19 protein-coding genes are annotated in these 20,488 nt (G+C 69.5%); 11 read left to right on the forward strand and 8 right to left on the reverse strand.

Annotated features, from left to right (window positions below):
• Window positions 1-44: 44 nt before the first annotated feature.
• Window positions 45-974 (reverse strand): glutamate ABC transporter substrate-binding protein, encoded by a 930-nt coding sequence (locus DI269_RS07090; protein ID WP_112134400.1) that lies wholly within the window; start codon window positions 972-974, stop codon window positions 45-47.
• Between the two features lie 49 nt (window positions 975-1,023).
• Window positions 1,024-1,776: an amino acid ABC transporter ATP-binding protein gene (locus DI269_RS07095; protein WP_112134401.1), complete on the reverse strand. Its 753-nt coding sequence runs from the start codon at window positions 1,774-1,776 to the stop codon at window positions 1,024-1,026.
• A 254-nt stretch (window positions 1,777-2,030) separates the two neighbouring features.
• Between DI269_RS07095 and lipB the strand changes: the two genes are divergently transcribed.
• Window positions 2,031-2,738 (forward strand): lipoyl(octanoyl) transferase LipB, encoded by a 708-nt coding sequence (lipB, locus tag DI269_RS07100; protein ID WP_112134402.1) that lies wholly within the window; start codon window positions 2,031-2,033, stop codon window positions 2,736-2,738.
• A gap of 46 nt (window positions 2,739-2,784) precedes the next feature.
• Here lipB and DI269_RS07105 read toward each other — a convergent pair whose 3' ends face one another.
• Both DI269_RS07105 and DI269_RS07110 read right to left on the reverse strand, forming a co-directional pair.
• Entirely contained in the window at window positions 2,785-4,164 is a 1,380-nt protein-coding gene (locus tag DI269_RS07105; protein ID WP_112134403.1) for an alpha/beta hydrolase, read from the reverse strand.
• A 148-nt stretch (window positions 4,165-4,312) separates the two neighbouring features.
• Window positions 4,313-5,104, reverse strand: a complete 792-nt coding sequence (locus DI269_RS07110; protein WP_112134404.1) for an ABC transporter ATP-binding protein — start codon at window positions 5,102-5,104, stop codon at window positions 4,313-4,315.
• A 234-nt stretch (window positions 5,105-5,338) separates the two neighbouring features.
• Between DI269_RS07110 and DI269_RS07115 the strand changes: the two genes are divergently transcribed.
• The gene (locus tag DI269_RS07115) at window positions 5,339-6,415 is read left to right on the forward strand and encodes an ABC transporter ATP-binding protein (RefSeq protein ID WP_112134405.1); all 1,077 of its coding nucleotides are present in this window, start codon (window positions 5,339-5,341) and stop codon (window positions 6,413-6,415) included.
• A complete protein-coding gene (locus tag DI269_RS07120) occupies window positions 6,412-7,434 on the forward strand; it encodes an ABC transporter permease subunit (protein WP_112134406.1) in 1,023 nt (340 codons plus the stop codon). The genes DI269_RS07115 and DI269_RS07120 overlap by 4 nt, the downstream gene beginning before the upstream one ends.
• A gap of 125 nt (window positions 7,435-7,559) precedes the next feature.
• Here the strand turns inward: DI269_RS07120 and DI269_RS07125 are convergent, their stop codons facing one another.
• The gene (locus tag DI269_RS07125; protein ID WP_112134407.1) at window positions 7,560-8,729 is read right to left on the reverse strand and encodes an ROK family transcriptional regulator; all 1,170 of its coding nucleotides are present in this window, start codon (window positions 8,727-8,729) and stop codon (window positions 7,560-7,562) included.
• A 70-nt stretch (window positions 8,730-8,799) separates the two neighbouring features.
• On the reverse strand, window positions 8,800-13,665 hold the full coding sequence (locus DI269_RS07130; RefSeq protein WP_112134408.1) for an NAD-glutamate dehydrogenase: 4,866 nt from the start codon (window positions 13,663-13,665) through the stop codon (window positions 8,800-8,802).
• Between the two features lie 176 nt (window positions 13,666-13,841).
• Between DI269_RS07130 and DI269_RS07135 the strand changes: the two genes are divergently transcribed.
• From DI269_RS07135 to DI269_RS07155, 5 genes are read left to right on the forward strand one after another with little or no spacing between them, the layout of a single operon-like run.
• A complete protein-coding gene (locus DI269_RS07135) occupies window positions 13,842-14,456 on the forward strand; it encodes a DUF4178 domain-containing protein (RefSeq protein ID WP_112134409.1) in 615 nt (204 codons plus the stop codon).
• 49 nt (window positions 14,457-14,505) lie between these two features.
• Window positions 14,506-15,000: a DUF2617 family protein gene (locus DI269_RS26860; protein ID WP_157974810.1), complete on the forward strand. Its 495-nt coding sequence runs from the start codon at window positions 14,506-14,508 to the stop codon at window positions 14,998-15,000.
• 34 nt (window positions 15,001-15,034) lie between these two features.
• Window positions 15,035-15,502: a DUF4247 domain-containing protein gene (locus DI269_RS07145; protein ID WP_112134411.1), complete on the forward strand. Its 468-nt coding sequence runs from the start codon at window positions 15,035-15,037 to the stop codon at window positions 15,500-15,502.
• Window positions 15,503-15,538: 36 nt separating this feature from the next.
• On the forward strand, window positions 15,539-15,976 hold the full coding sequence (locus DI269_RS07150; protein ID WP_112134412.1) for a DUF350 domain-containing protein: 438 nt from the start codon (window positions 15,539-15,541) through the stop codon (window positions 15,974-15,976).
• A 16-nt stretch (window positions 15,977-15,992) separates the two neighbouring features.
• Complete coding sequence (locus DI269_RS07155) at window positions 15,993-17,573, forward strand: polyamine aminopropyltransferase (RefSeq protein WP_112134413.1); 1,581 nt, start codon at window positions 15,993-15,995, stop codon at window positions 17,571-17,573.
• A gap of 97 nt (window positions 17,574-17,670) precedes the next feature.
• On the opposite strand, the gene DI269_RS07160 is transcribed toward DI269_RS07155, so the two are convergent.
• Window positions 17,671-17,952, reverse strand: coding sequence for a hypothetical protein (locus DI269_RS07160; RefSeq protein ID WP_112134414.1), 282 nt, complete (start codon window positions 17,950-17,952; stop codon window positions 17,671-17,673).
• Window positions 17,945-18,256 (reverse strand): hypothetical protein, encoded by a 312-nt coding sequence (locus DI269_RS07165; RefSeq protein ID WP_112134415.1) that lies wholly within the window; start codon window positions 18,254-18,256, stop codon window positions 17,945-17,947. The genes DI269_RS07160 and DI269_RS07165 overlap by 8 nt, the downstream gene beginning before the upstream one ends.
• 229 nt (window positions 18,257-18,485) lie before the next feature.
• Here DI269_RS07165 and DI269_RS07170 point away from each other — a divergent pair, with 229 nt between their 5' ends.
• The 3 genes from DI269_RS07170 (at window position 18,486) to DI269_RS07180 (ending at window position 20,447) form a co-directional block, all read left to right on the forward strand.
• On the forward strand, window positions 18,486-19,310 hold the full coding sequence (locus DI269_RS07170; RefSeq protein ID WP_157974811.1) for a DUF5753 domain-containing protein: 825 nt from the start codon (window positions 18,486-18,488) through the stop codon (window positions 19,308-19,310).
• On the forward strand, window positions 19,307-19,492 hold the full coding sequence (locus DI269_RS07175) for a DUF397 domain-containing protein (RefSeq protein WP_112134417.1): 186 nt from the start codon (window positions 19,307-19,309) through the stop codon (window positions 19,490-19,492). Before DI269_RS07170 ends, DI269_RS07175 begins: the two co-directional genes overlap by 4 nt.
• An 88-nt stretch (window positions 19,493-19,580) precedes the next feature.
• Window positions 19,581-20,447 (forward strand): helix-turn-helix transcriptional regulator, encoded by an 867-nt coding sequence (locus tag DI269_RS07180; RefSeq protein ID WP_112134418.1) that lies wholly within the window; start codon window positions 19,581-19,583, stop codon window positions 20,445-20,447.
• Window positions 20,448-20,488 lie beyond the last annotated feature (41 nt).

Consider the following 20,488-nt stretch of genomic DNA (forward strand, 5'->3'; position numbering starts at 1 on the left):
CGGCCGTGTCACGGCCGCCGCCGCTTCACCGAACGGTCGCGGACCTAGTAGCGGTTGGGAACGGGGAGTTCGGCGGGCGTCTCCATGCCCGCGGCGCCGAAGGTCTTGTCGAACGCCTTCTGCCAGTCGCCGTTGGCGACGATCTCGTCGATCATGTCGTCGACGAAGAGGCGGGCGTCGGTCTCGCCGAGCGGCATGGCGACGCCGTAGGGCTCGTCGGTGAAGATGTTCGAGGACGGCAGGACGCGGTAGACGTCCGGCTTGTCGACGGTGAAGCCGTAGAGGATGGTCTCGTCGGTGCTGACCGCGTCGGTCTGGCCGTTCTCCAGGGCCTGGGCGCAGGCGGCGTAGTCGGCGAGCGGCGTGATGATCGCGTCGGGGTTCTCGGCTTCGAGGTTCCCGATCGAGCCGGAGCCCTCGGCGATGCACACGTTCTTGCCGGCCAGGTCGGCCACCGAGTTGATGTCGGTGTTGTCGGCGGCGACCATGACGTTCTGGCCGGTCTGGAAGTACGGGCCGGCGAAGTCGAACTGCGTCAGGCGCTCGGGGTACATCGAGTAGGAGGCGATGACCACGTCGACGGTGCCGTCGTTGATGTACGTCTCGCGGTTCTGCGAGGTGGTCTCGACGAAGCGCAGGTTGCCGTCGTCGCCCTCGGTGACCTCGCCGAAGATGTACGTGGCCAGGAGGCGGGCGATCTCGGCGTCGAAGCCCTCGACCTCGCCGGTCGCGGTGTTCATCTGGCCGATGAGGGGCTGGTCGTACTTGACGCCGACCGTGATGTAGCCCTTGTCCTGGATGTCCTGGATGTAGCCGGCGGGAATCTCCGCGGACTGGGCCAGGGAGTACTCGCCGACGGACTCGTCGATGGACTCCTGCTCCTCGGCCTCCTGGCTGGCCTCGCCGGAGCAGGCGGCCAGGGACATCAGGCCTGCGGCCGCAATCGCGGCGGCGGCCTTGCGGAATGCGCGCATAGCTGTTTCCTTCCTTGTGGGTGGGGTCGACGGTGTGGTGCTCGGGTGTCTAGTGGGACATGACCTTCGAGAGGAAGTCCTGGGCGCGTTCGGTCTGCGGGTTGTCGAAGAACTCGTCAGGGGTGGCGGTCTCGACGATCTGGCCTTCGGCCATGAAGACGACGCGGTTGGCGGCGCGGCGGGCGAAGCCCATCTCGTGGGTGACCACGACCATGGTCATGCCTTCGCGGGCGAGGTCCTGCATGACGTCGAGGACCTCGTTGATCATCTCGGGGTCGAGCGCGGACGTCGGCTCGTCGAACATCATGAGCTTGGGGTCCATGGCCAGGCCGCGGGCGATGGCCACGCGCTGCTGCTGGCCGCCGGAGAGCTGGGACGGGAAGGCGTCGGCCTTGCCGGCGAGGCCCACGCGCTCCAGGAGCTGGCGGGCGCGCTCCTCGGCCTTGGCCTTGGGGGTCCTGCGCACCTTGATCGGTCCGAGGGTGATGTTCTGGAGGACCGTGAGGTGCGCGAAGAGGTTGAAGTGCTGGAAGACCATGCCGACGTCGGCGCGCAGGTTGGCGAGGGCGCGGCCCTCGGCGGGGAGCGGCTTGCCGTTCACGGTGATGGTGCCGGCGTCGACGGTTTCGAGGCGGTTGATGGTCCGGCACAGCGTCGACTTGCCGGAGCCGGAGGGGCCGATGAGGACCACGACCTCGCCGTCGTCCACGGTCAGGTCGATGTCCTTGAGCGCGTGGAGGTCTCCGAAGTGCTTGTTTACTCCGGCGATGGTGACCATCGGAGCCTTCGGCGTTGCTTCCATTCGTATCCCTGTGGTCGTGTGGAACCCTCGACTGGCGCGGGGCGAGCGGATTGGGCTTTAAATACCTTAGGAATAGTAGTGTGACAGCTCACGCGCGGTCACCGGGGCGGCCGACGGCAGCAACTAGTCGGCAATTAAGTAACGGCATCATAAAGAACGACCTGCGCATAACGGGCCGGAAGCACCGTTGGAACCAGCGTGACGCATCCGTCGTCCGGTGGCCGCCCGGGCGCGTCCGGGTCTAGGGTCGAGGGATGACCGCACCAGTGGGGACCGCGGGCGCGCACGCCCCGGGAATCAGTGCCGTTGAAGGCATCAGCGTCGTTGAAGGCATCACCGTCGAGAAGCGCGGCCTCATGGACTACCAGGAGGCCTGGGACTACCAGAAGGAACTCCAGCAGCGGCGGATCGACGACGAGATCGGCGACACCGTTCTGCTGCTCCAGCACCCGAGCGTGTACACCGCGGGGCGCCGGACCGAGACGTGGGCGCTGCCGCAGGACGGCACCCCGGTCGTCACGGTCGACCGCGGCGGCCAGATCACCTGGCACGGGCCCGGCCAGATCGTCGGGTACCCGATCATGAAGATGCGCAACAAGGTCGACGTGGTCGGCTACGTGCGCCGGGTCGAGGACATGATCTCGGCGGTGTGCCACGAGATGGGCGTGCCGTCGGCGCGCGGGCGCCTGCGGGACCGCACGGGCGTGTGGCTGCCGGAGGACGAGAAGGGCCCGGAGCGGAAGATCTGCGCGATCGGCGTGCGGGTCCGCTGGGCGACGACGATGCACGGGTTCGCGCTCAACTGCGACCCGGACATGACGTACTGGGACCGGATCGCGCCGTGCGCGATCACCGACGCGAGCGTCACGAGCCTCTCGCAGGAGCTGGGCCGCGACGTCACGGTCGAGGAGGTCCTGCCGGTCGTGGAGAAGCACCTGGGGCTCCTGCTCGAAGGGGAATAGATCATTCCGGAAACGGGCGCGGCATCCGCCGCGCCCGTTTCCGCGTCTAGGGGCAGGCGGGGTCGGCGGGCTGCTCGCCGACGAGGTCGGGCTCCTCGTTGAGGAGGACCTTGAGGAGGTTCTTCCAGGCGTCGGACTCGGGGTAGAAGATCTCCGAGTGGGAGTGGACGCCTTCGATGGTCTTGCCGGAGATGCCCAGGTCGTCGAGGCTGAGGCCGGTGTCGTCGGTGGCGCCGGGGGCGTCGGAGAGGCTCCCGGTGGCGAGGTTGCGCATCCCGGGGAAGTCGTCGGGGTCGGCGCCGTGGCCCAGGAGCGGGACGTACGGCATGCCCTGGACGTAGGAGATCGGGTCGCCGGGCGCGGTCATGGAGAAGCGGGCGCGGCAGGGCTCGGTGTAGTCCTCGGGGCCGGTGACGTCGCTGCCCATGCCCGCGGAGGCGATGTGGAGGACGCGGTCGGCTTCGAGGTCGAACGTCTCGGCGTAGCCGACGACGGCGCCGCCGTAGGAGTGGCCGGCGAGGGTCAGGGTCACGTCGTCGCCGAGCTGGTTGCGCAGGTCGAACGTGAAGGCCGCGAGGCTCTCGGCGGCGATCTGCGACCAGGAGGCCCAGGCCTCCTCGACCCAGCCCGAGGGCGAGGCGGCGCCGGCCCAGACGACCACGGCGAGCGCGCCTCCGGCGGCGTCCACGAAGGACTCGGCGCGGTCGTGGTAGAGGTTGAAGTTGTCGCTGGTGAGGAACGCGGAGCCGCCGGGGACGAGCACGGCGACGTTCGCGGCGGTGTCGAGGTCGCCGACGACCTCGATCCAGGAGCCGCGGCCCTCGTTGGCGTAGGGGTCGAGCTGGAGGAAGCGGCGGCCCGAGCCGATGAGCTGCGCGAGTTCGGCGCGGGCGGGGCGCCCGGCCTCGTCGTCCCAGGGGCGGTCGGGGCTGCCGGTCGCGGTGGAGGCGTCGATCGCGGCCGCCAGGACCAGCCGGTTCGCGGCCTCGCGGGCGGCGAAGGGCGCACCGGGGAGGTCGCCGATCACGGAGGGGTAGAGGACCGCGAGCCATGCGGTCTCCTCGGCGCCGAGGCCGGTGAAGAAGCCGTTGACCTCGACCGGGTCGAGACCGCCGTCGGCCTCGTCGAGGGCGGCGAGCGCGGCGCCGAGTTCACCGGAGTCGGCGGTGGGGGCGGCGGCGACGAGTTCGGCGGCGGCCTGGGGGTCGGCCAGCGCGGCGTTGAGCGCGGCGGCGGGGTCGTCGCCGGTGACGGGGGCGGCGGTGCGCATGGAGGCGAGTTCGGCGGCGGGGTCGGCGTCGAGGACGGGCACGGCGTGGAGCTGCCCGGCTTCGGCCCCGCCGAGGCGGGTGAGCCCGGCGAGGTAGACGAGCGCCAAAGCGGCGACGGCCGACAGGACCGCCGCGCGCCACCACCGGATTCTCACCGGGTCAGCGTAACCGAGCCTGCTGACATGCGACGAATTCCGCGAGTGTGAGGCCGGTTGGAGGGCAGGGGCAGAGCCGAGGAGGCTCGTTTTCTGGGCCCCTGGGTCAACACCCTGACACGCAGGTACGACAGTTCGGGTCGGCCGGTTAGGCGGCGGTGGCGGTGAAGCGGTTGCCGTTTGCCGTGAGGGTCAGGGGGAGGCCGAAGGCCTTGGAGAGGGTCTCCGACGTGAGGGCCTCGTCGATGGGGCCGGCGGCGATGACGCCGCCTGCGGAGAGGACCAGGGCGTGGGTGAAGCCCGGGGGAATCTCTTCGACGTGGTGGGTGACCAGGACCAGGGCCGGGGCGGCTTCGTCACGGGCGAGGCCGGCGAGGGTGGCGACGAGGGCTTCGCGGGCGCCGAGGTCGAGGCCCGCGGCGGGCTCGTCCAGCAGCAGCAGTTCGGGGTCGGTCATGAGCGCGCGGGCGATGAGGACGCGCTTGCGCTCGCCTTCCGAGAGGGTCCCGAAGAGGCGGTCGGTGAGCTGGGCGACGCCGAGCCAGCGCATGAGGGAGGCGGCGCGCTCGTCGTCCTGCGGGTCGTACTCTTCGCGCCAGCGGCCCATCATGCCCCAGGCGGCGGTGCGGACGACGTCGAAGGCCTTCTCGTCGTTGGGGATCGCGTCGGCGACCTGCGTGGTGGTCAGGCCGATCCGGGGGCGGAGCTCGAACACGTCGACGCGGCCGAGGCGCTCGCCGAGGATTTCGACGACGCCGGAGGTGGGGTGGTTGCGGGCGGCCGCTAGGTTGAGCAGCGTCGTCTTGCCCGCACCGTTGGGGCCGAGGACGACCCACCGCTGGTCGGCGTCGACTTGCCAGTCGACGCCGTCGAGGAGCTGGTTGCCGCCGCGTCGCACGGTGACGCCGGACAGGTCGAGGACGCGTTCAGACTGAGCCACGGGTCAATGAAACCACGTTGACCGAACGCTCGGTCGGGGGCGGGCCGCGCGGTGGGAGTAGGACACACGGGCGAGCCTCCGAGACGGGCGGGGCCCGACACGGCGCGGCCGGGGTGCAACTGGACGGCCCCGGGTGGCGTCTGATGGTTAACGTCTCATTGAACGCCGCGTCCGCGGCGGCACGCGCGGTGCCCGTCACCGCAGACCGGCCTCGCCTCACATGGAAATGAGTTCATGCCCCCCATCATCGAGATATCGGGGCTGCGGAAGACCTATAGAAGGAGCTTCCGCCAGCCGCACAACGCGTTGGACGGCCTCGACCTTGAGGTCGCCGCGGGCCAGGTGCACGGTTTCCTGGGCCCCAACGGGTCCGGCAAGACGACGACGCTGCGGGCCCTGCTGGGGCTCATCCGCGTCGACGGCGGGACCATGCGGATCTTCGGCGAGGAGGTGCCGCACCGCCTGCCGCAGGTCGTGGGGCGCATCGGCGCCGTCGTGGAGTCGCCGCAGTTCTTCAAGCACTTCTCGGGGCGCCTGACGCTCCAGCTGCTCGCCGAGAGCGCGGGCATCCCGAAGGACCGCGTCGAGTCGGTCCTGGAGCAGGTGGGCCTGAGGGACGCCGCGAAGGCGTCCGTGAAGGGGTACTCGCTGGGGATGCGCCAGCGCCTCGCGGTGGCGCAGGCGCTGCTGAAGCAGCCGCAGCTCTTGATCCTGGACGAGCCGGCGAACGGCCTGGACCCGGCCGGGATCCACCACATGCGGGAGCTGCTCCAGTGGCTCGCGCACGAGCAGGGCGTCACGGTCGTGGTGTCCTCGCATCTCCTGTCGGAGGTGCAGCAGCTGTGCGATTCGATGACGATCGTCTCGCGGGGCCGGCGGATCGTGGACGGTTCGGTCGCCGACATCATCGCCGGGCATTCGGGTGCGTCGCTGAGCGTCCGGTTCCCGGACGCGGGGTCGCTTCCCGAAGCGGCGGAGGCGCTCACGACGGCGAAGGCCGGGGTGGGCGCGGTCGTCGAGCGCGACCGGCTGGTCGTGACGAACGCGCCGGAGGCGGCGTGGGTGACGCAGACGCTGGCCGAGGCGGGGATCTACCTGTCGGAGCTGGTGACGCAGACGAAGAACCTGGAGTCGGTGTTCCTGGAGCTGACGGGGACCGCCCCGCAGCCGGGGCAGACCGTCCAGATCGGGCAGTCGGTGGCGGTGCCGGAGACGGCCTCGCCGATCGAGGTGCCGGTCGCGGTGTCGCCCGACGCCGGTCCCCAGGCCGGTTCCGAAGCCGGTTCCGAAGCCGAGGAGGCGCAGCGGTGAACCTGTTCAAAGCGGAACTGCGGCGCATCGCGCGCCGGCGCCTGACCCTGGTGTTCGGGATCCTCCTGCTCGCCGGCGTGGTGGGCCTGGCGGTGATCCTGGCGTCGATCTCGTCGAAGGGCCCCAGCGAGGAGACCCTCGCGGAGGCGCAGGCGCAGGCCGACGAGATGAACGAGCAGAACCCGGACTACCTGGACTGCGTCGAGGACGAGTCCTACTTCGAGGACAACGAGATGTACGGCTGGGTCGAGACCGACCCGGAGTACGAGGGCATGAGCCACAAGGAGGCCTGCGAGCACGCCGTGGGCGGCTGGTGGGCCGAGGACTTCATCTGGACGTACACGTTCGACTTCGAGAACGAGGGCCCGTTCGTCATCGTCGGCGTCATGATCGTGGCCGGTCTGGTCATGATGCTGCTCGGGTCGTCGGCGATCGGCGCCGAGTGGTCGAGCGGCGGCATGTCGAACCTGATGGTGTGGCACCCGAACCGGATGCGGCTGTGGGGCGTCAAGCTCGGCGCGGCGCTGGCTGCGTGCGCGGCGGGAGTGGTCGTCCTGGCGGCGCTCGCGTTCGGGCTGCTGGTGCTGGTGGCCTCGCTGCGCGGCGAGGTCGGCGTGCTCGACGGCGTGTGGTGGGAGGACACGCTGGAGCTGGTGCTGCGGACGGGCGTGCTCGCCCTGGGCATGACCCTCCTGGGCGCGTCGCTGGCGATGCTCGGGCGGCACACGGCCATCGCGGGCGGCGTCATCGCGGGCTACCTGATCGTCGGGGAGCTGATCGTGAACATGGTGTCGATGAACCTGTCCATGGACTTCCCCGAGCGCCTGTCGCTGTACACCTGGGTGGGCGCGTGGATCACGGGTCGGGTCGAGCTGTACGGCGCGTACTCCGGCTTCAACGACATGACCCCTGAAGTCATGGTCATCACCTGGGGCGACGCCGGCGTCCTCCTGGGCGCGATCGTGCTCCTGTTCGGCGCACTGGCGACCTGGTCCTTCCAGCGCCGCGACGCGGCCTGACGACCGAACTGAGACGCCGCCCCCGCCGCATCGCGGCGGGGGCGGCGTTTTGTCGTACCCCCGTGTCAGGGTTTTGCCCGGGGGCCCTGAAAACGAGCCTCCTCGGCTCTCGCCGTGCCCGCGAATCAGTCGAAGAGGCTCTCGCGCACCGCATCGAGCCCGTGCAGGATCGCGCCACGCATGATCGGCTCCTCGATGACCGTCCCTGCGACGACACTCGGGTTGACCGGGGCGAGCTGGGAAGTCTGGGCCGCAACGCGTCCCGCGAGTTCGAGGCCGCCCGCGTACCCGACCGGGCCGCCGAGCACCACGACCGTCGGGTCGAGCAGCACGCACACCGCCACGATCCCGAGCGCGATCCCGCGCGCGATCTCGTCGAGACAAGAAGCCCCCGCCTCACCCGCCGCCAGCGCCGCCGTCAGCACCTCCTCGGGCTCGTTCGCCTCGAAACCGTGCTTCGCGCCGATGTCGAGCACCGCGTCGCCGCCGATGACCCGCTGGTACGAGCCCTTCGACAAGCGCGTCACGACCCCGCCCGTGGGCAGGTCGCCGCCGGGCACCGGCAGGAACCCGATCTCCCCCGCCGCGCCCGAAGCGCCGCGATAAAGATTCCCGTTCAGGATGACGCCGAGGCCGAGGCCCCCGCCGAACCACGCGTACACGAAATCCGCGGCCCCGCCCGCGCCACCCGAGCGCTGCTCGGCGATCGTCGCGAGGTTGACGTCGTTCTCGATCGCGACCGCGGGCGCGAACTCCTCGTTCAGCGCAGTCCTCAAGCCGCGGTGCCAGGCCGGGAGGTTCCAGGAGAAGCCGATGTCGCCGCTGGCCGGGTCAATGACGCCAGGAGTCCCGAGGGTGATCCGCTGGACCTTCGCCATCTCGATCCCCGCGTCCGCCACGGAGTCGGTGACGACGCGCCGCACCACCGCGACCGGATCAGTGGACCCCTCCACGTCGATCTCGGCGCGGCCGACGATGCGGCCGGTGAAGTCGGCGCAGGCGCCCTTGGTGGTCACGGGGCCGACCTCGACGCCGACGACGTACGTGAACGTGGGCACGGCCGCGTACAGCGACGCGTTGGGGCCGCGCCCGCCCGACTTGGACCCGACGACCTCGACGAGGCCGCGGGTCTGGAGGCGCTCCATCATCTGCGAGGCGGTGACCTTGGACATCGAGGTCCGCTCGGCGAGCTGGGCGCGCGTCTGGGGCCCGTCTTCAAGCAGGAGCTTCAGCGCGGCCTGGTCGTTGAGGACGCGCAGCAGCTTGGGCACCCCGGGGGTGTGGCTCTTCGGCATTCGTACTTCCTTCTCCTCCGAGCCCACATTATCCACGGTGGTACCACACGCCACCGGGGCGTGTGACCGGTCAATCGCCGTCGGTCTCCACGAGGCCGCGGATCTGGCGGAGCGAGACGGAGAGGACGGCGAGCTTCTCGTCGGAGCGCTCGGCCTCCTCGGTCGCCTCGTGGATGCGTGCGATGTCGGCGGCGTTGCGCTCGGCCCAGGACTCGACGGCCTCGGCCGGGTCGGTGCCCGGTTTCGCTTGCAGGACACTGGCGGTGAGGCCGTGCATGGCGGCGTACAGGTCGTAGCGCAGGGCGGACCGGGCGAGGGTCTGCCAGCGGTTGGTGCGCGGTAGGGCCGAGATCTGGTTGAGGATCTCGTCGAGGTGCACCTGGGCGGCGATCCCGTAGTAGACCTTCGCGGTGGTCTCCAGGTCGGTCTCCAGGAGCCGCGCGCATTCGACGACGTCGACGAGGCCGAACCCGAAGATGGGCGCGGAGGCGTCGCGGGCGATCTCGGCGGGCATGCCCTGGTCTTCGAGCTGGTCGACGAACTCTTCGAACCCGACGGCCTCGGAGTCGGTGAGCAGCACCGGGAGCATCGGCTGGAGCACGGCGAGGCCGGGGCGGAGCCGTTCGATCTCGGCGGCGACGTCGAGGTGGCCCCTTCTGTGCTGGACGAGCCAGCGGACGCCGCGGTCGAGGAGCCGCCGGATCACGAGCATGGCCGCGACCTGGGCCTCTTGCGGCACTTGGCTGTCGAGGGCCTCGATGCGCCGCCACAGGCCGGGGAGGCCGAAGGCGTCGCGGATGATGACGTAGGCGCGGAGGACGTCGACGACGTCGGCGCCCGTCTCGTCGGCGATGCGGAAGAAGAACGTGGTGCCGCCGCGGTTGACGGCCTCGCCGACGACGGCGGTGGTGACGATCTCGCGGTGGAGCGGGTGCTCGGCCATGAGGTCGGCGTACGGTTCGCGCAGCGGCGCCGGGAAGTACTCGCGCAGGACGGGCGCGGTCCACTCCTCGGCGGGCAGGTCGGAGTCGAGGACGGCGCGCTTGGCCCAGATCTTCACGTACGACAGGAGCACGGAGAGTTCGGGCTCGGTGAGGCCGCCGCCGGCGGCGGAGCGCTCCTTGAGCTGCTTGTCGCTGGGGAGTCCTTCGATCTCGCGGTCGAGGCCGACGGTCTTCTCCAGGTGCTTCATGAGTCTGATGTGGACGGGGAGTAGGCGCCGGTTGAGGCGGATCGCGTTGGCCAGGGCCATGTTCTGGCCGTAGTTGTCGGCGAGGACCGCGTCGGCGACCGCGTCGGACATGTCCATGAACAGCTTGTCGCGGCTGGCCGGGTCGCACCGGCCGGTCAGGGTCGCCGAGCGCAGGAGGATCTTGATGTTGACCTCGTGGTCGGAGGTGTCGACGCCCGCGGAGTTGTCGATGAAGTCGGTGTTCATGCGCCCGCCGAGGCCCTCGGGGCCGCCGGACTGGGCGTACTCGATGCGCCCGAGCTGCGTGAAGCCGAGGTTGCCGCCTTCGCCGACGACGCGGCAGCGCAGGTCCTCGCCGTTGACCCGGACCGCGTCGTTGGACTTGTCGCCCGCGGCGGCGTCGGTCTGCGCGGCGGACTTCACGTACGTGCCGATGCCGCCGTTCCACAGCAGATCGACTGGGGCCGTGAGGATCGCGCGGATGAGCTCGGGCGGGGTGAGGTCCTTGACGTCGGCGTCGATGCCGAGCGCGGCCCGCACCTCCTCGGTCACCGGGATGGACTTCGCGGCCCGCTCCCACACGCCGCCGCCGGCCGAGATGAGCGACCGGTCGTAGTCGGCCCACGTCGAGCGCGGCAGGTCGAACAGGCGACGCCGCTCCGCAAAGGATGCCGCCGCGTCGGGGTTCGGGTCGATGAAGATGTGCATGTGGTTGAACCCGGCGACGAGCCGGATGTGCTCCGACAGCAGCATGCCGTTGCCGAACACGTCGCCGGACATGTCGCCGATGCCAGTCACCGTGAAGTCCTGCGTCTGCGTGTCGAGGCCCTCCGCGCGGAAGTGCCGCTTGACCGATTCCCAAGCGCCCCTTGCGGTGATGCCCATCTTCTTGTGGTCGTAGCCGACCGAGCCGCCGGAGGCGAACGCGTCGCCGAGCCAGAACCCGTACTCGGCGGCGACCGCGTTCGCGACGTCGGAGAACGTCGCGGTGCCCTTGTCCGCGGCGACGACCAGGTACGGGTCGTCGCCGTCGTGGCGGACCACGTTCGGCGGAGGGACCACCGTGTTGTCGGCGTCCCGGTTGTCGGTGATGTCCAGCAGCGCGGAGATGAACTCGCGGTAGCGGGCCACGCCCTCGGCCTGGAACGCGGCCCGGTCGGCGAACCCGTCCTGCTTGAGCACGAACCCGCCCTTCGCGCCCACCGGCGTGATGACGGTGTTCTTGACCTCCTGGGCCTTCACGAGCCCGAGGATCTCGGTGCGGAAGTCCTCGCGCCGGTCCGACCAGCGCAGGCCGCCGCGCGCGACCTTCCCGTACCGCATGTGCACGCCCTCGAAGTTCGGGGAGTACACGAACACCTCGAACATCGGGCGCGGCTTGGGCAGGAAGTCGATGGCGCGGGCGTCGAACTTGAACGCCACGTACTCCTTCGGCCTCCCCGAGTGCGCGCGCTGGAAGTACGAGGTGCGCAGCGTCGAGCGGATGAGCGTCAGGAACGCGCGCAGGATCCGGTCGGCGTCGAGGCTCGGAACGCCCGCGAGCCCCTCGGCCAGCGAGTCGTCGATGCGCGCCACCGCGGCCTCGCGGTCGGCGCCCACGCGCGGGTCGAAGCGGGCCTCGAAGAGCCGCACCAGGTTCGCGGCGATCTCCGGGTAGGCCCCGAGCGTCGCGGCGATGAACTCCTGGGAGAACACGAACCCGCACTGGCGCAGGTACTTCGCGAGCGCGCGCAGCACCACGACCTGCCGCCAGGTGAGCCCGGCGTGGATGACGAGCTCGTTGAGCCGGTCCGACTCGGCCTCCCCCGCCCAGGCGGCGCGGAACGCGTTCTCGAAGCGGATGCGCAACTGCGGCACCGATTCGGCGGCCTCACCGGGCAGTTCCAGCCCGAAGTCGTGCAGGTGGATCGTGCCGTCGGTGCGCTTGATGTGGTACGGGCGCTCCTCGGCGACGCGCACCCCCAGGTCGCGCAGCACCGGCAGGGCCTCCGACAGCCCGATCGGCTCGCCGAACGCGTACAGCTTGAAGTGGACGTCGGCGTCGTCGCCGCCGCGGCGGTACAGCTGGAGCTCCATGTCCCCGGCCTCGCGCAGCAGTTCGAGCTTCGCGATGTCCTTGGCGGCCTCGATCGGCGTGTGCTCGGCCTTGTACGCGGGCGGGTACGCGGACCCGTACTGCTTGTACAGGGCGCGGGCCTGGCCCTCGCCCACATGGTGGTCGAGCTGGAGGGCGAGGTCGGCGTCCCAGGAGCGGGTCGCGTCGGCGAGCTCGGCCTGGATCGACTCCACGTCGACCGGGGGGTGGTCGGCGAACGGGTTGATGCGGACGACGAAGTGGAGGCGCGCGAGGACGGACTCGGTGACGCGCGCGTCGTAGCTGATGTCGACACCGTGCAGGCGCCGGCGCAGGATCGCCTCGATCTTCACCCGGTTCTCGGTGTTGTACCGGTCCCGCGGCAGGTAGACGAGGCACGAGTAGAAGCGCCCGTACACGTCGCGGCGAGCGAACAGGCGCAGGCGGCGGCGCCCGGCCAGGCGCAGCACGCCCATCGCGGTCGAGTACAGGTCGTCGGTGCGGGCCTGGAACAGCTCGTCCCTCGGGTAGGTCTCCAGGGCGGTGACGAGGTCCTTCCCGGAGTGGGAGGACAGGGTCACGCCCGAGCGCTCCAGGACGTCGGCCACTTTGCGTTTGACGACGGGCAGGTCGGTGACGCTGGAGAGGTACGCGGCGGAGGTGAACAGGCCCAGGAAGCGCAGCTCGCCGTCCGGTTCGCCCGCGGCGTTGAACGTCTTCACGCCGATGTAGTCCATGAAGGACGTCCGGTGCACGGTGGAGCGCGCGTTCGACTTGGTGATCACCAGCAGCCGCTTCGTCCCGATCTGGGCGCGGGCGTCGGCGTTGAACGTGGTGAGCAGGCGCGGCGAGGACGGGGCCTTGCGCAGCAGGCCCAGGCCGGTCTCGGCGAGCGGCGTCAGGGACTGCTCGTCGCCCTCGCCGGTGAGCTTGTACTGCCGGAAGCCCAGGAACGTGAACTTGTCGTCCGCGAGCCAGCGCAGCAGCTCGACGGTGTCGTCGATGTCCTTGCCCGGCACCGGAAGCGGCGTCGTGCCCTCGGCGCCCGAAGCGGCGAGGTCGAGGTCCTCGGCGATCTCCAGGGCCTTCTCGCGCAGCGCCTGCCAGTCGGCGACGCACGCGGCGACGTCGGACAGGACCACTTCGATCTCGGCTTCGAGCCGCTCGATGTCCTCGGCGTCGGAGAGCCGCTGGACCTCGATGTGCATCCAGGATTCGGCGAGCCCGCCCTCGGCGGGGGCCTCCTGGAGGTTCCCGTCGCCGTCGCGCAGGACCGGGACGATCGGGTGGACGAACACGGCGATGTCGACGCCGTGCCGGTTGAACAGGCCCGTCAGCGAGTCCACCAGGAACGGGGAGTCGTCGCAGACGAGGTCGACGCGCGTCGAGGAGGCCGCGTCGGGGCCCTCGGCGTCGTCGGGGCAGTCGATCTCCAGGCAGACCTGCCCGGGCGCGCGCACCTCGGCCATGCGGCGGTGGTGGGCGGTGGTCTCCAGCAGCTGCTGCGCGCTGCGGCCGACGAGGTCGTCGTCGGACACCAGGCTCCAGTACAGCTCGACCAGCCGGGCGAGGGATTCGTCGGATCCGGCCAGTCTGGCCGCCTCGGTCAGCAGTTCCTCCCGGTCGGGGAGGGTCTCGCGGAACTCTTCGTCTCCGATGAACGCCAACACGTCTCGATACTCCAGTCCGAATCACGTCAAGCCCACATCGTTGTGAGCCGCCTCCAGGCTAGATCCTAGGCGCCTTAGGTGGCGCACGGGTGACAGCGATGTTGCCGACGCGACGGTAGAGTGATCAAGGAACCGAACCCGTCACCGACGCACCCCCGAAACGCGAAGGCACCGCCATGATCTGGATCCTCCTCCTCATCGCCCTGGCCGTCCTCGGCTGGTGGTTGTGGCGCAAGAACAACACCCGCAAGAAGGACGAAGAAGAGCGGCGCACCGCCGCGAACCGGCCGGTCGACCCGTTCGCCGACGCCGACACCGACGTCCTGCGCGGCGACCCCCGCCGCCTCAAGGCCGCCGACCTCGTCGAGTTGTACGGCAAGACCCTCGCCGTCCGCGGCAGCCTCAAGCTGTCCGAGGGCGACTACCGCTGGTCCGAGCACTTCCTCGACACCGGCACCGGCGTCAAGCGCTGGCTGTCGGTCGAGGCCGACCCCGACCTGGAGGTCGTCCTGTGGGAGGAGATCAGCGGCTCGGACCTGAAGCCGGGCCCGCGTGAGCTCAGCCACGAAGGCGTCTCCTACCGGTCCGACGAGCAGGGCACCGCCCGGTACACGTCCGAGGCCACCACCGGGCTCGCCCCGACCGGCTCGGTCACGTACCACGACTACGCCGGACCCGACGGCCAGAAGCTCTCCTTCGAGCGCTTCGGCGAGGACGGCAAGTGGGAGCTCGCCAAGGGCCTCACCCTGGACCGCAACCAGATCACGATCTACCACCAGAGCGAAGCCTGATCCCCGTCTACCGATCCCTCCGGAGCACACGCTGATAGCGCACATCGAGGTGCCGTTCGCCGACGTCTCGGCCGCCTCGCTCACCTTCCGCCCCGACGCCCCGCCCATGCCGGTCCTCGACCGCATGGACCGCGACGCCGGGCCCCTGCGGCTGTCCCTGCGCCTCCTGGGCGCCAGCCACCAGGCGGTCGTGGCGACCCCCGACGGGTTCATCGCCGAGACCCTCGCCTACCGCTCGAACCTCGGGCCCGACCTGCCCGAGACGTTCAGCCAGCGCGTCGGCCCCTGGCGGCACCGCTACGAGTGCACCGTCGAGACCCTCACCGTCCCCGAACTGCGCGCCCGCGTGCGGGCCCTGCGGGACCGGGCCGTGCAGCGCACCGCCGAGCCCGACCTCCTCGTCGGCGTCTTCGGCGCCGACCCCGACGCGCTCACCGCGCTGGAGGTCACCGGGACCGAGCCGCTGTCGTGGCGCACCGTCCACACGTATCCGCAGTACGGCGAGGTCGTGACCACTGTCAGCCGCGTCGAGCCCGTAAGCTGACCCGAACCCCGAGAGAGACCACCGAGGACCGCCGATGACCAACGGACAGCAGCAGCATCCGCCGACCCCCGCCGCGCGCGGCCTGAACTGGAAGCACTGGACGGCGATCATCGTCGTCCTGGCGCTGTGCTGCGGCGGGGTGTTCCTGATGAACTCGAACTTCTCGAACCCCACCGGGACGATCCGCGACCACTACGACCGGGCGTCGAGCCTCGACGAGGGCGGCGGCAAGGCGTACACGTCGAGCCTGTCCCCCGCGACCGTGGCCGACCAGATCGACGACGACGCCGAGGCCGTCGAGGAGCGCTCCTCCGGCGGCACCTACTACCTCCAGTACACCAAGCACATCGTCGCCGTGTCCCCCTACCGCGGCGGCTCGAAGATCCTGGTGCACGACTACCGGTCCGGCTACAACCACTACTCGTCGGTGTTCCTGCTGTGGGGCTGGTCCTCCTCGCCCCCGTCGCCGTTCCGGGGCGGCGGCCCCGGCTCCGGCAAGTAAGCCCAGTCCCGCAGAACCTGAAAGGCACAGCCTCCAATGATCGAAGAGCTCAGCCGCGACGTCCTCAACCCGCTGGTCGGCGCCGTCGCCTACAGCGTCGTGGGGATCGTCCTCATGGTGCTCGGTTACCTGGTCACCGACTGGCTCACCCCCGGGAAGCTCGGCGAGCTGATCTGGACCGAGCGGAACAAGAACGCCGCGATCCTGCTCACCTCGAACGTCCTGGGCGTCGGCCTCATCGTCGTCGGCGCGATCTGGGCCTCCGAGGGCGGCGTCATCCGCGGCGTCATCTCCACGTTCGTGTACGGCGTGATCGGCTTGGGCGCCATGGCGATCGCGTTCCTCATCCTCGACCTGCTCACGCCGGGCAAGCTCGGCGACATCCTCACCGAGGACGAGCTCCAGCCGGCCGTGTGGGTCAACGCGGCGATGCACGTGGCCCTCGGCGGGGTCATCGCGATGGCGCTGTCGTGAAAAAAGCACAGTCTTGATGGCTGCGGCCGACACCACCCCTCAGACGACGTTGAGCGCGCGCCGGGTCCGCCTGGCGCGCTTCGGCCTGCTCGCGACCGCGTTCGCGGTCTCCGCGTGCGGCCTCGTGTACGAACTCGCGCTCATCACCTTGGGCGCCTACCTGGTCGGCAACACCGCCAAGCAGGCCTCGATCGTCCTGGCGATCATGGTCTTCGCGATGGGCCTGGGCGCCTTGGCGGCGAAGCCCCTGCGGCGCTGGCCGGCCTTGTCGTTCGCGGCGGTGGAGCTCGCTCTGGCGCTGCTGGGCGGGTTCTCGGTGATGCTGCTGTACGCGGCGTTCGCGTGGACGAACCTGTACTCGCTGCCCCTGGTGGCGGTCGCGGCGGCGATCGGCCTCCTCATCGGCGCCGAGATCCCCCTGCTCATGGAACTGCTGCAACGCATCCGCGAACAGGCCGCGGGCGCGGCCGTGGCGGACCTGAACGCGGCGGACTACCTCGGCGGGCTCATCGGCGGCCTGGCTTTCCCGTTCATCCTGCTGCCGTTCTTCGGCCAGATCCAGGGCGCGCTCCTGGTGGGCGCGGTGAACGCCGTTGCCGGTGTTCTATTGGTGTTCCTGCTGTTCCGAGACGACCTCTCGAAGATGGCGAAGCAGCTGCTAGCCCTCGTTGCCGCACTGGCCGCCCTCCTCCTCGTTGCCGCCTTTGTGTACACGGACAAGTTCGAAACGGATGCGCGCCAAGCGCTCTACGCGGCGCCGATCGTGTACACCGAGGACACGCAGTACCAGCAGATCGTCATGACCGAGTCCGCGTCGCCGTTCGGCGACCAGGACCTGCGCCTCTACCTCAACGGCGACCTGCAATTCTCCTCAGTGGACGAATACCGGTACCACGAGGCGCTGGTCCACCCGGCAATGAACGGCTCCAGGAAAAACGTGCTGGTGCTAGGAGGCGGAGACGGCCTGGCGGTAAGGGAAATCCTCCGCTACCCAGACGTAGAAACAGTCACGCTAGTAGACCTAGACGGAGCCGTGACCGACCTAGCAAGAAACTTCGATGACCTAGTAGAGCTGAACGAAGACTCCCTAGACGACCCCAGGGTCACCGTAGTCAACGAAGACGCCTTCACCTGGCTGCGCCAGCAAACCGGCCAGTGGGACGCGATCATCGTCGACATGCCCGACCCCGACGCCACCGAGACCGCGAAGCTCTACTCGACCGAGTTCTACGGCCTCGCCGGCGACCACCTCAGCGAGCACGGCCGCATGGTCGTCCAGGGCGGCTCCCCCTACTTCGCCCCCAAGACCTACTGGACCATCAGCGCCACCCTCCAGGCCGCCGACTACGACCCGACCCCCTACTGGGTCTCCGTCCCCTCCTTCGGCGACTGGGGCTACCTCATCGTCCAAGCCGACGGCCAAGCCCCCGACCTCGGCCTCGACACCTCCGTCGGCCCCTTCCAGTCCCTCACCCCCGAACTCCTCGAAGCCGCCCAGGTCTTCCCACCCGACCGCGCCGAAATGGACATGCCCCCGTCCACCCTCATGCACCCGGTCATCCTCGAACTCGTCGAATCCGAATGGCAGAACTACTGAGCCGAGGTTGAAAGCGGGGCGGCGGACTCCACCCAGTCCGCCGCCCCGGTTCCCTCTCACGCGGTCGAGCTGCCGCGCGGGTGGCGACCGATGCCGCTCACCTCTCGGGATTCTTGATGGTCTTCGCGGCCCCGGCCAGGATCCAGTCGCACCAGTCATCGCCTCGCCAGGCGCCGAACCACTCGGGGACGGCCTCGGGTTCGTCGACGAAGCGGCAGATCTCGCGCGGGCCGGCGCCGTCGTTGCACTCGATGCGGTACTCGGGCGGGTTCAGCGGGTGCCCACCCTGATCCGGGCCGACCCGGAACACGGTGAACACCGCTGGGCCCCTGTGGAAGTCGCCGAGCCAGCCGTCGTCGATCGGGTGCGGATCAGCCATTGCAGAACCGCGCCTTCGGCTCGGTGAGAAGGCTTCCGTTGTCGAAGACGTGGAAGGCACAGTTCTTCGCCCACTCGCGCCACTCGATCGACCGGTTCCGCCACTCATCGCCCCAAGTCGTGTGGAGGAAGCCGGAGTTCAACCCGGAGACGATCACGACGATGTCCGCCCGGTTCCCATCGGCCGCAACCTGGAACGAGTCCGGCGCCTCCGGAGTGGTCGCATAGACCCAGAACTCGTGGCTGCCATCGGTGAATCCCCCGCGCGCCAATGGGTCGGATTTCCGACTCTGCGCCTGCCCCATCGCTTTCCCCTCTCCTCGGAACGTCTCGCGATGAGTCGACAGTAGGGCGCGATCGAGGCCGATTCAATAGCAAAACCGCTGGTCAGGGCGTGGCAATAGGACCGTGTCCTGGCGCCGTGGCGCCATGCTGTGGCGCTGGGAGTATGCCCACACGCCACACGCCAGACGCCACATCGAACTCACGGCCGGTTGGGGTTGCGAAATTGGTAACCGTTGCTTTACTGAACAAATGCCGAACGAAGCATCACGACAGACCCCTATGAGGCGCAAGCTCATCGGACGAAAGCTCAAGGTCGCAAGGCTTGCCGCGACGAAGCCGCTGCCGCTCCGGCATCCGGACATCGTGGACGCGGTGGGCTCCACCCGGACCGCGCAGCGACTCGAAGACGGAGAGGCCACCCTGCTCACCTACCCGGTGATCGGCACGCTGTGCGATCTCTACGGAATCTCGGCCGAGGAGAAATTCGAACTCCAGCGCCTCTGGCGGCTCGGCGGGGCGACCACCTGGACGCAGCCGAGAGGTCGGAGCGTCTTCGGATTCGACGCCTTCCGCGAACTCCAATCCCACGCGAGCGTGGTCCACCAGTACGAGTCGACTTTCGTTCCGGGCCAGATCCAGTCCGAAAGCCACATGCGGATGCTCTTCGGCAGCAATCCCACGCTCAGCGCGGCGGAGGCTGAGGAAGAAGTTCAGATCAGGCTGCGCGGTCAACAGTCCTTCTGGGAGGGCACCCACCCCAACCATCACTTCCTCATGAGCGAGGCAGTCCTGCGGTTCGGCTGTGATGCCGAGCAGATCAACCGCCTCATCGAGGCGGACTCGCTCGACCATGCCACGGTGCGGTACCTCCCGTTCGCTGGTGGCCCGCCCCACCACATGCACCTGCCGTTCATTCTGCTGTCCTTCCCCGCCGAAAACGACCCGGATATTGTGTTCGTCGAGGCGCAGAACGGCTACCTATACTTCGAGGAGGCGGAGTCCGTGGAGTACTACAGCAGCGGACTCGAATCAGTGGCAGACCAGGCCAGGTCGATTAAGGAGTTCAAACTATGAGCCATGCCGGGTGGCGCAAGTCCAGTAGGAGCAGCAGCTCGCAGGATTCAGCCTGCGTCGAAGCTCGACCCGCTTCCTCCGGTTTCCAGGTGCGGGACTCGAAGCTCGGCGATGTCTCCCCGATCTTCGATCTGGAGTCACGCGACTTCAACGGCCTCCTCCGAGCCGCAGGGCGCGACTGAACCTCAAATACAGCTCATTGCACGGCCACCGCTGAACCTGGTTCAGCGGTGGCCGTGTCCGTTGTCCCGGCCGGACTACGATCGGTCCATGCCCGCTGAGATCCAGACGCTCGGAAGCCTGCTGCGCACCTGGCGCGAGCGGGTGCATCCGCAGGACGTGGGCCTCGCCGACAGTGGCCGGCGCCGTGCGAAGGGCCTGCGCCGTGAGGAGCTGGCCTCGCTCGCCGGGGTCAGCTCCGACTACGTCGTGCGGCTCGAACAGGGCCGGTTCCGGACCCCGTCGACGCAGGTCGTCGCCGCGCTCGCGCGGGCGCTGCGGCTGACCGGGAGCGAGACCGACCTGCTGTTCCGCTCGGCGGGCCAGCTGCCGCCCGGGCCGACCACGATCGCCGACCGGGTTCCGCCTGCGGCGCAGCGCATCGTCTCCCGCCTTGCCGACCACCCGATGGCCGTTTTCACCGCCGACTGGACGCTGCTGTACGCGACGCGGCTGCTGTGCGACCTGTTCGACCTGCCGTCGCCGGAGGAGGCGATCGGCGAGAACCTGATCGTGCGGACCTTCGTCGACGAGATCACCTCCAAGGTCGCCACGCCCGAGGGCGGCGACGGGGTGTTCGAGCGGGCGCTCGTCGCCGACCTGCGGCTCTCGGCGACCGAGCTCGGTGAGGACCCGGTGTTCCAGTCGCTCGTCACGACCGTGCGGGCCAAGAGCGCCCGCTTCGCCGAGCTGTGGGACGAGGGCGCCGCGGCCCCGCACCTGAGCATGGTCAAGACCGTGCACCACCCGCTCGTCGGCGACCTGGTCATCGACTGCGACGCGCTCATGGTCGTCGACTCCAATGTCAGGATCATCGTCTGCACCGCGGCGCCGGGAAGCCCCGACGCCGACAAGCTCGACCGCCTGCGCGCCGGTTCCTTAGTGAGCCTTCGATCCCGGTCGGGTGTTTCGGGGTAGGCCGCCATCCCGGAGGCCAACCGCCGAGACCAGCACACCAC

It is taken from the genome of Glycomyces dulcitolivorans, from assembly GCF_003265355.1.
Lineage (GTDB): Bacteria > Actinomycetota > Actinomycetes > Mycobacteriales > Micromonosporaceae > Glycomyces > Glycomyces dulcitolivorans.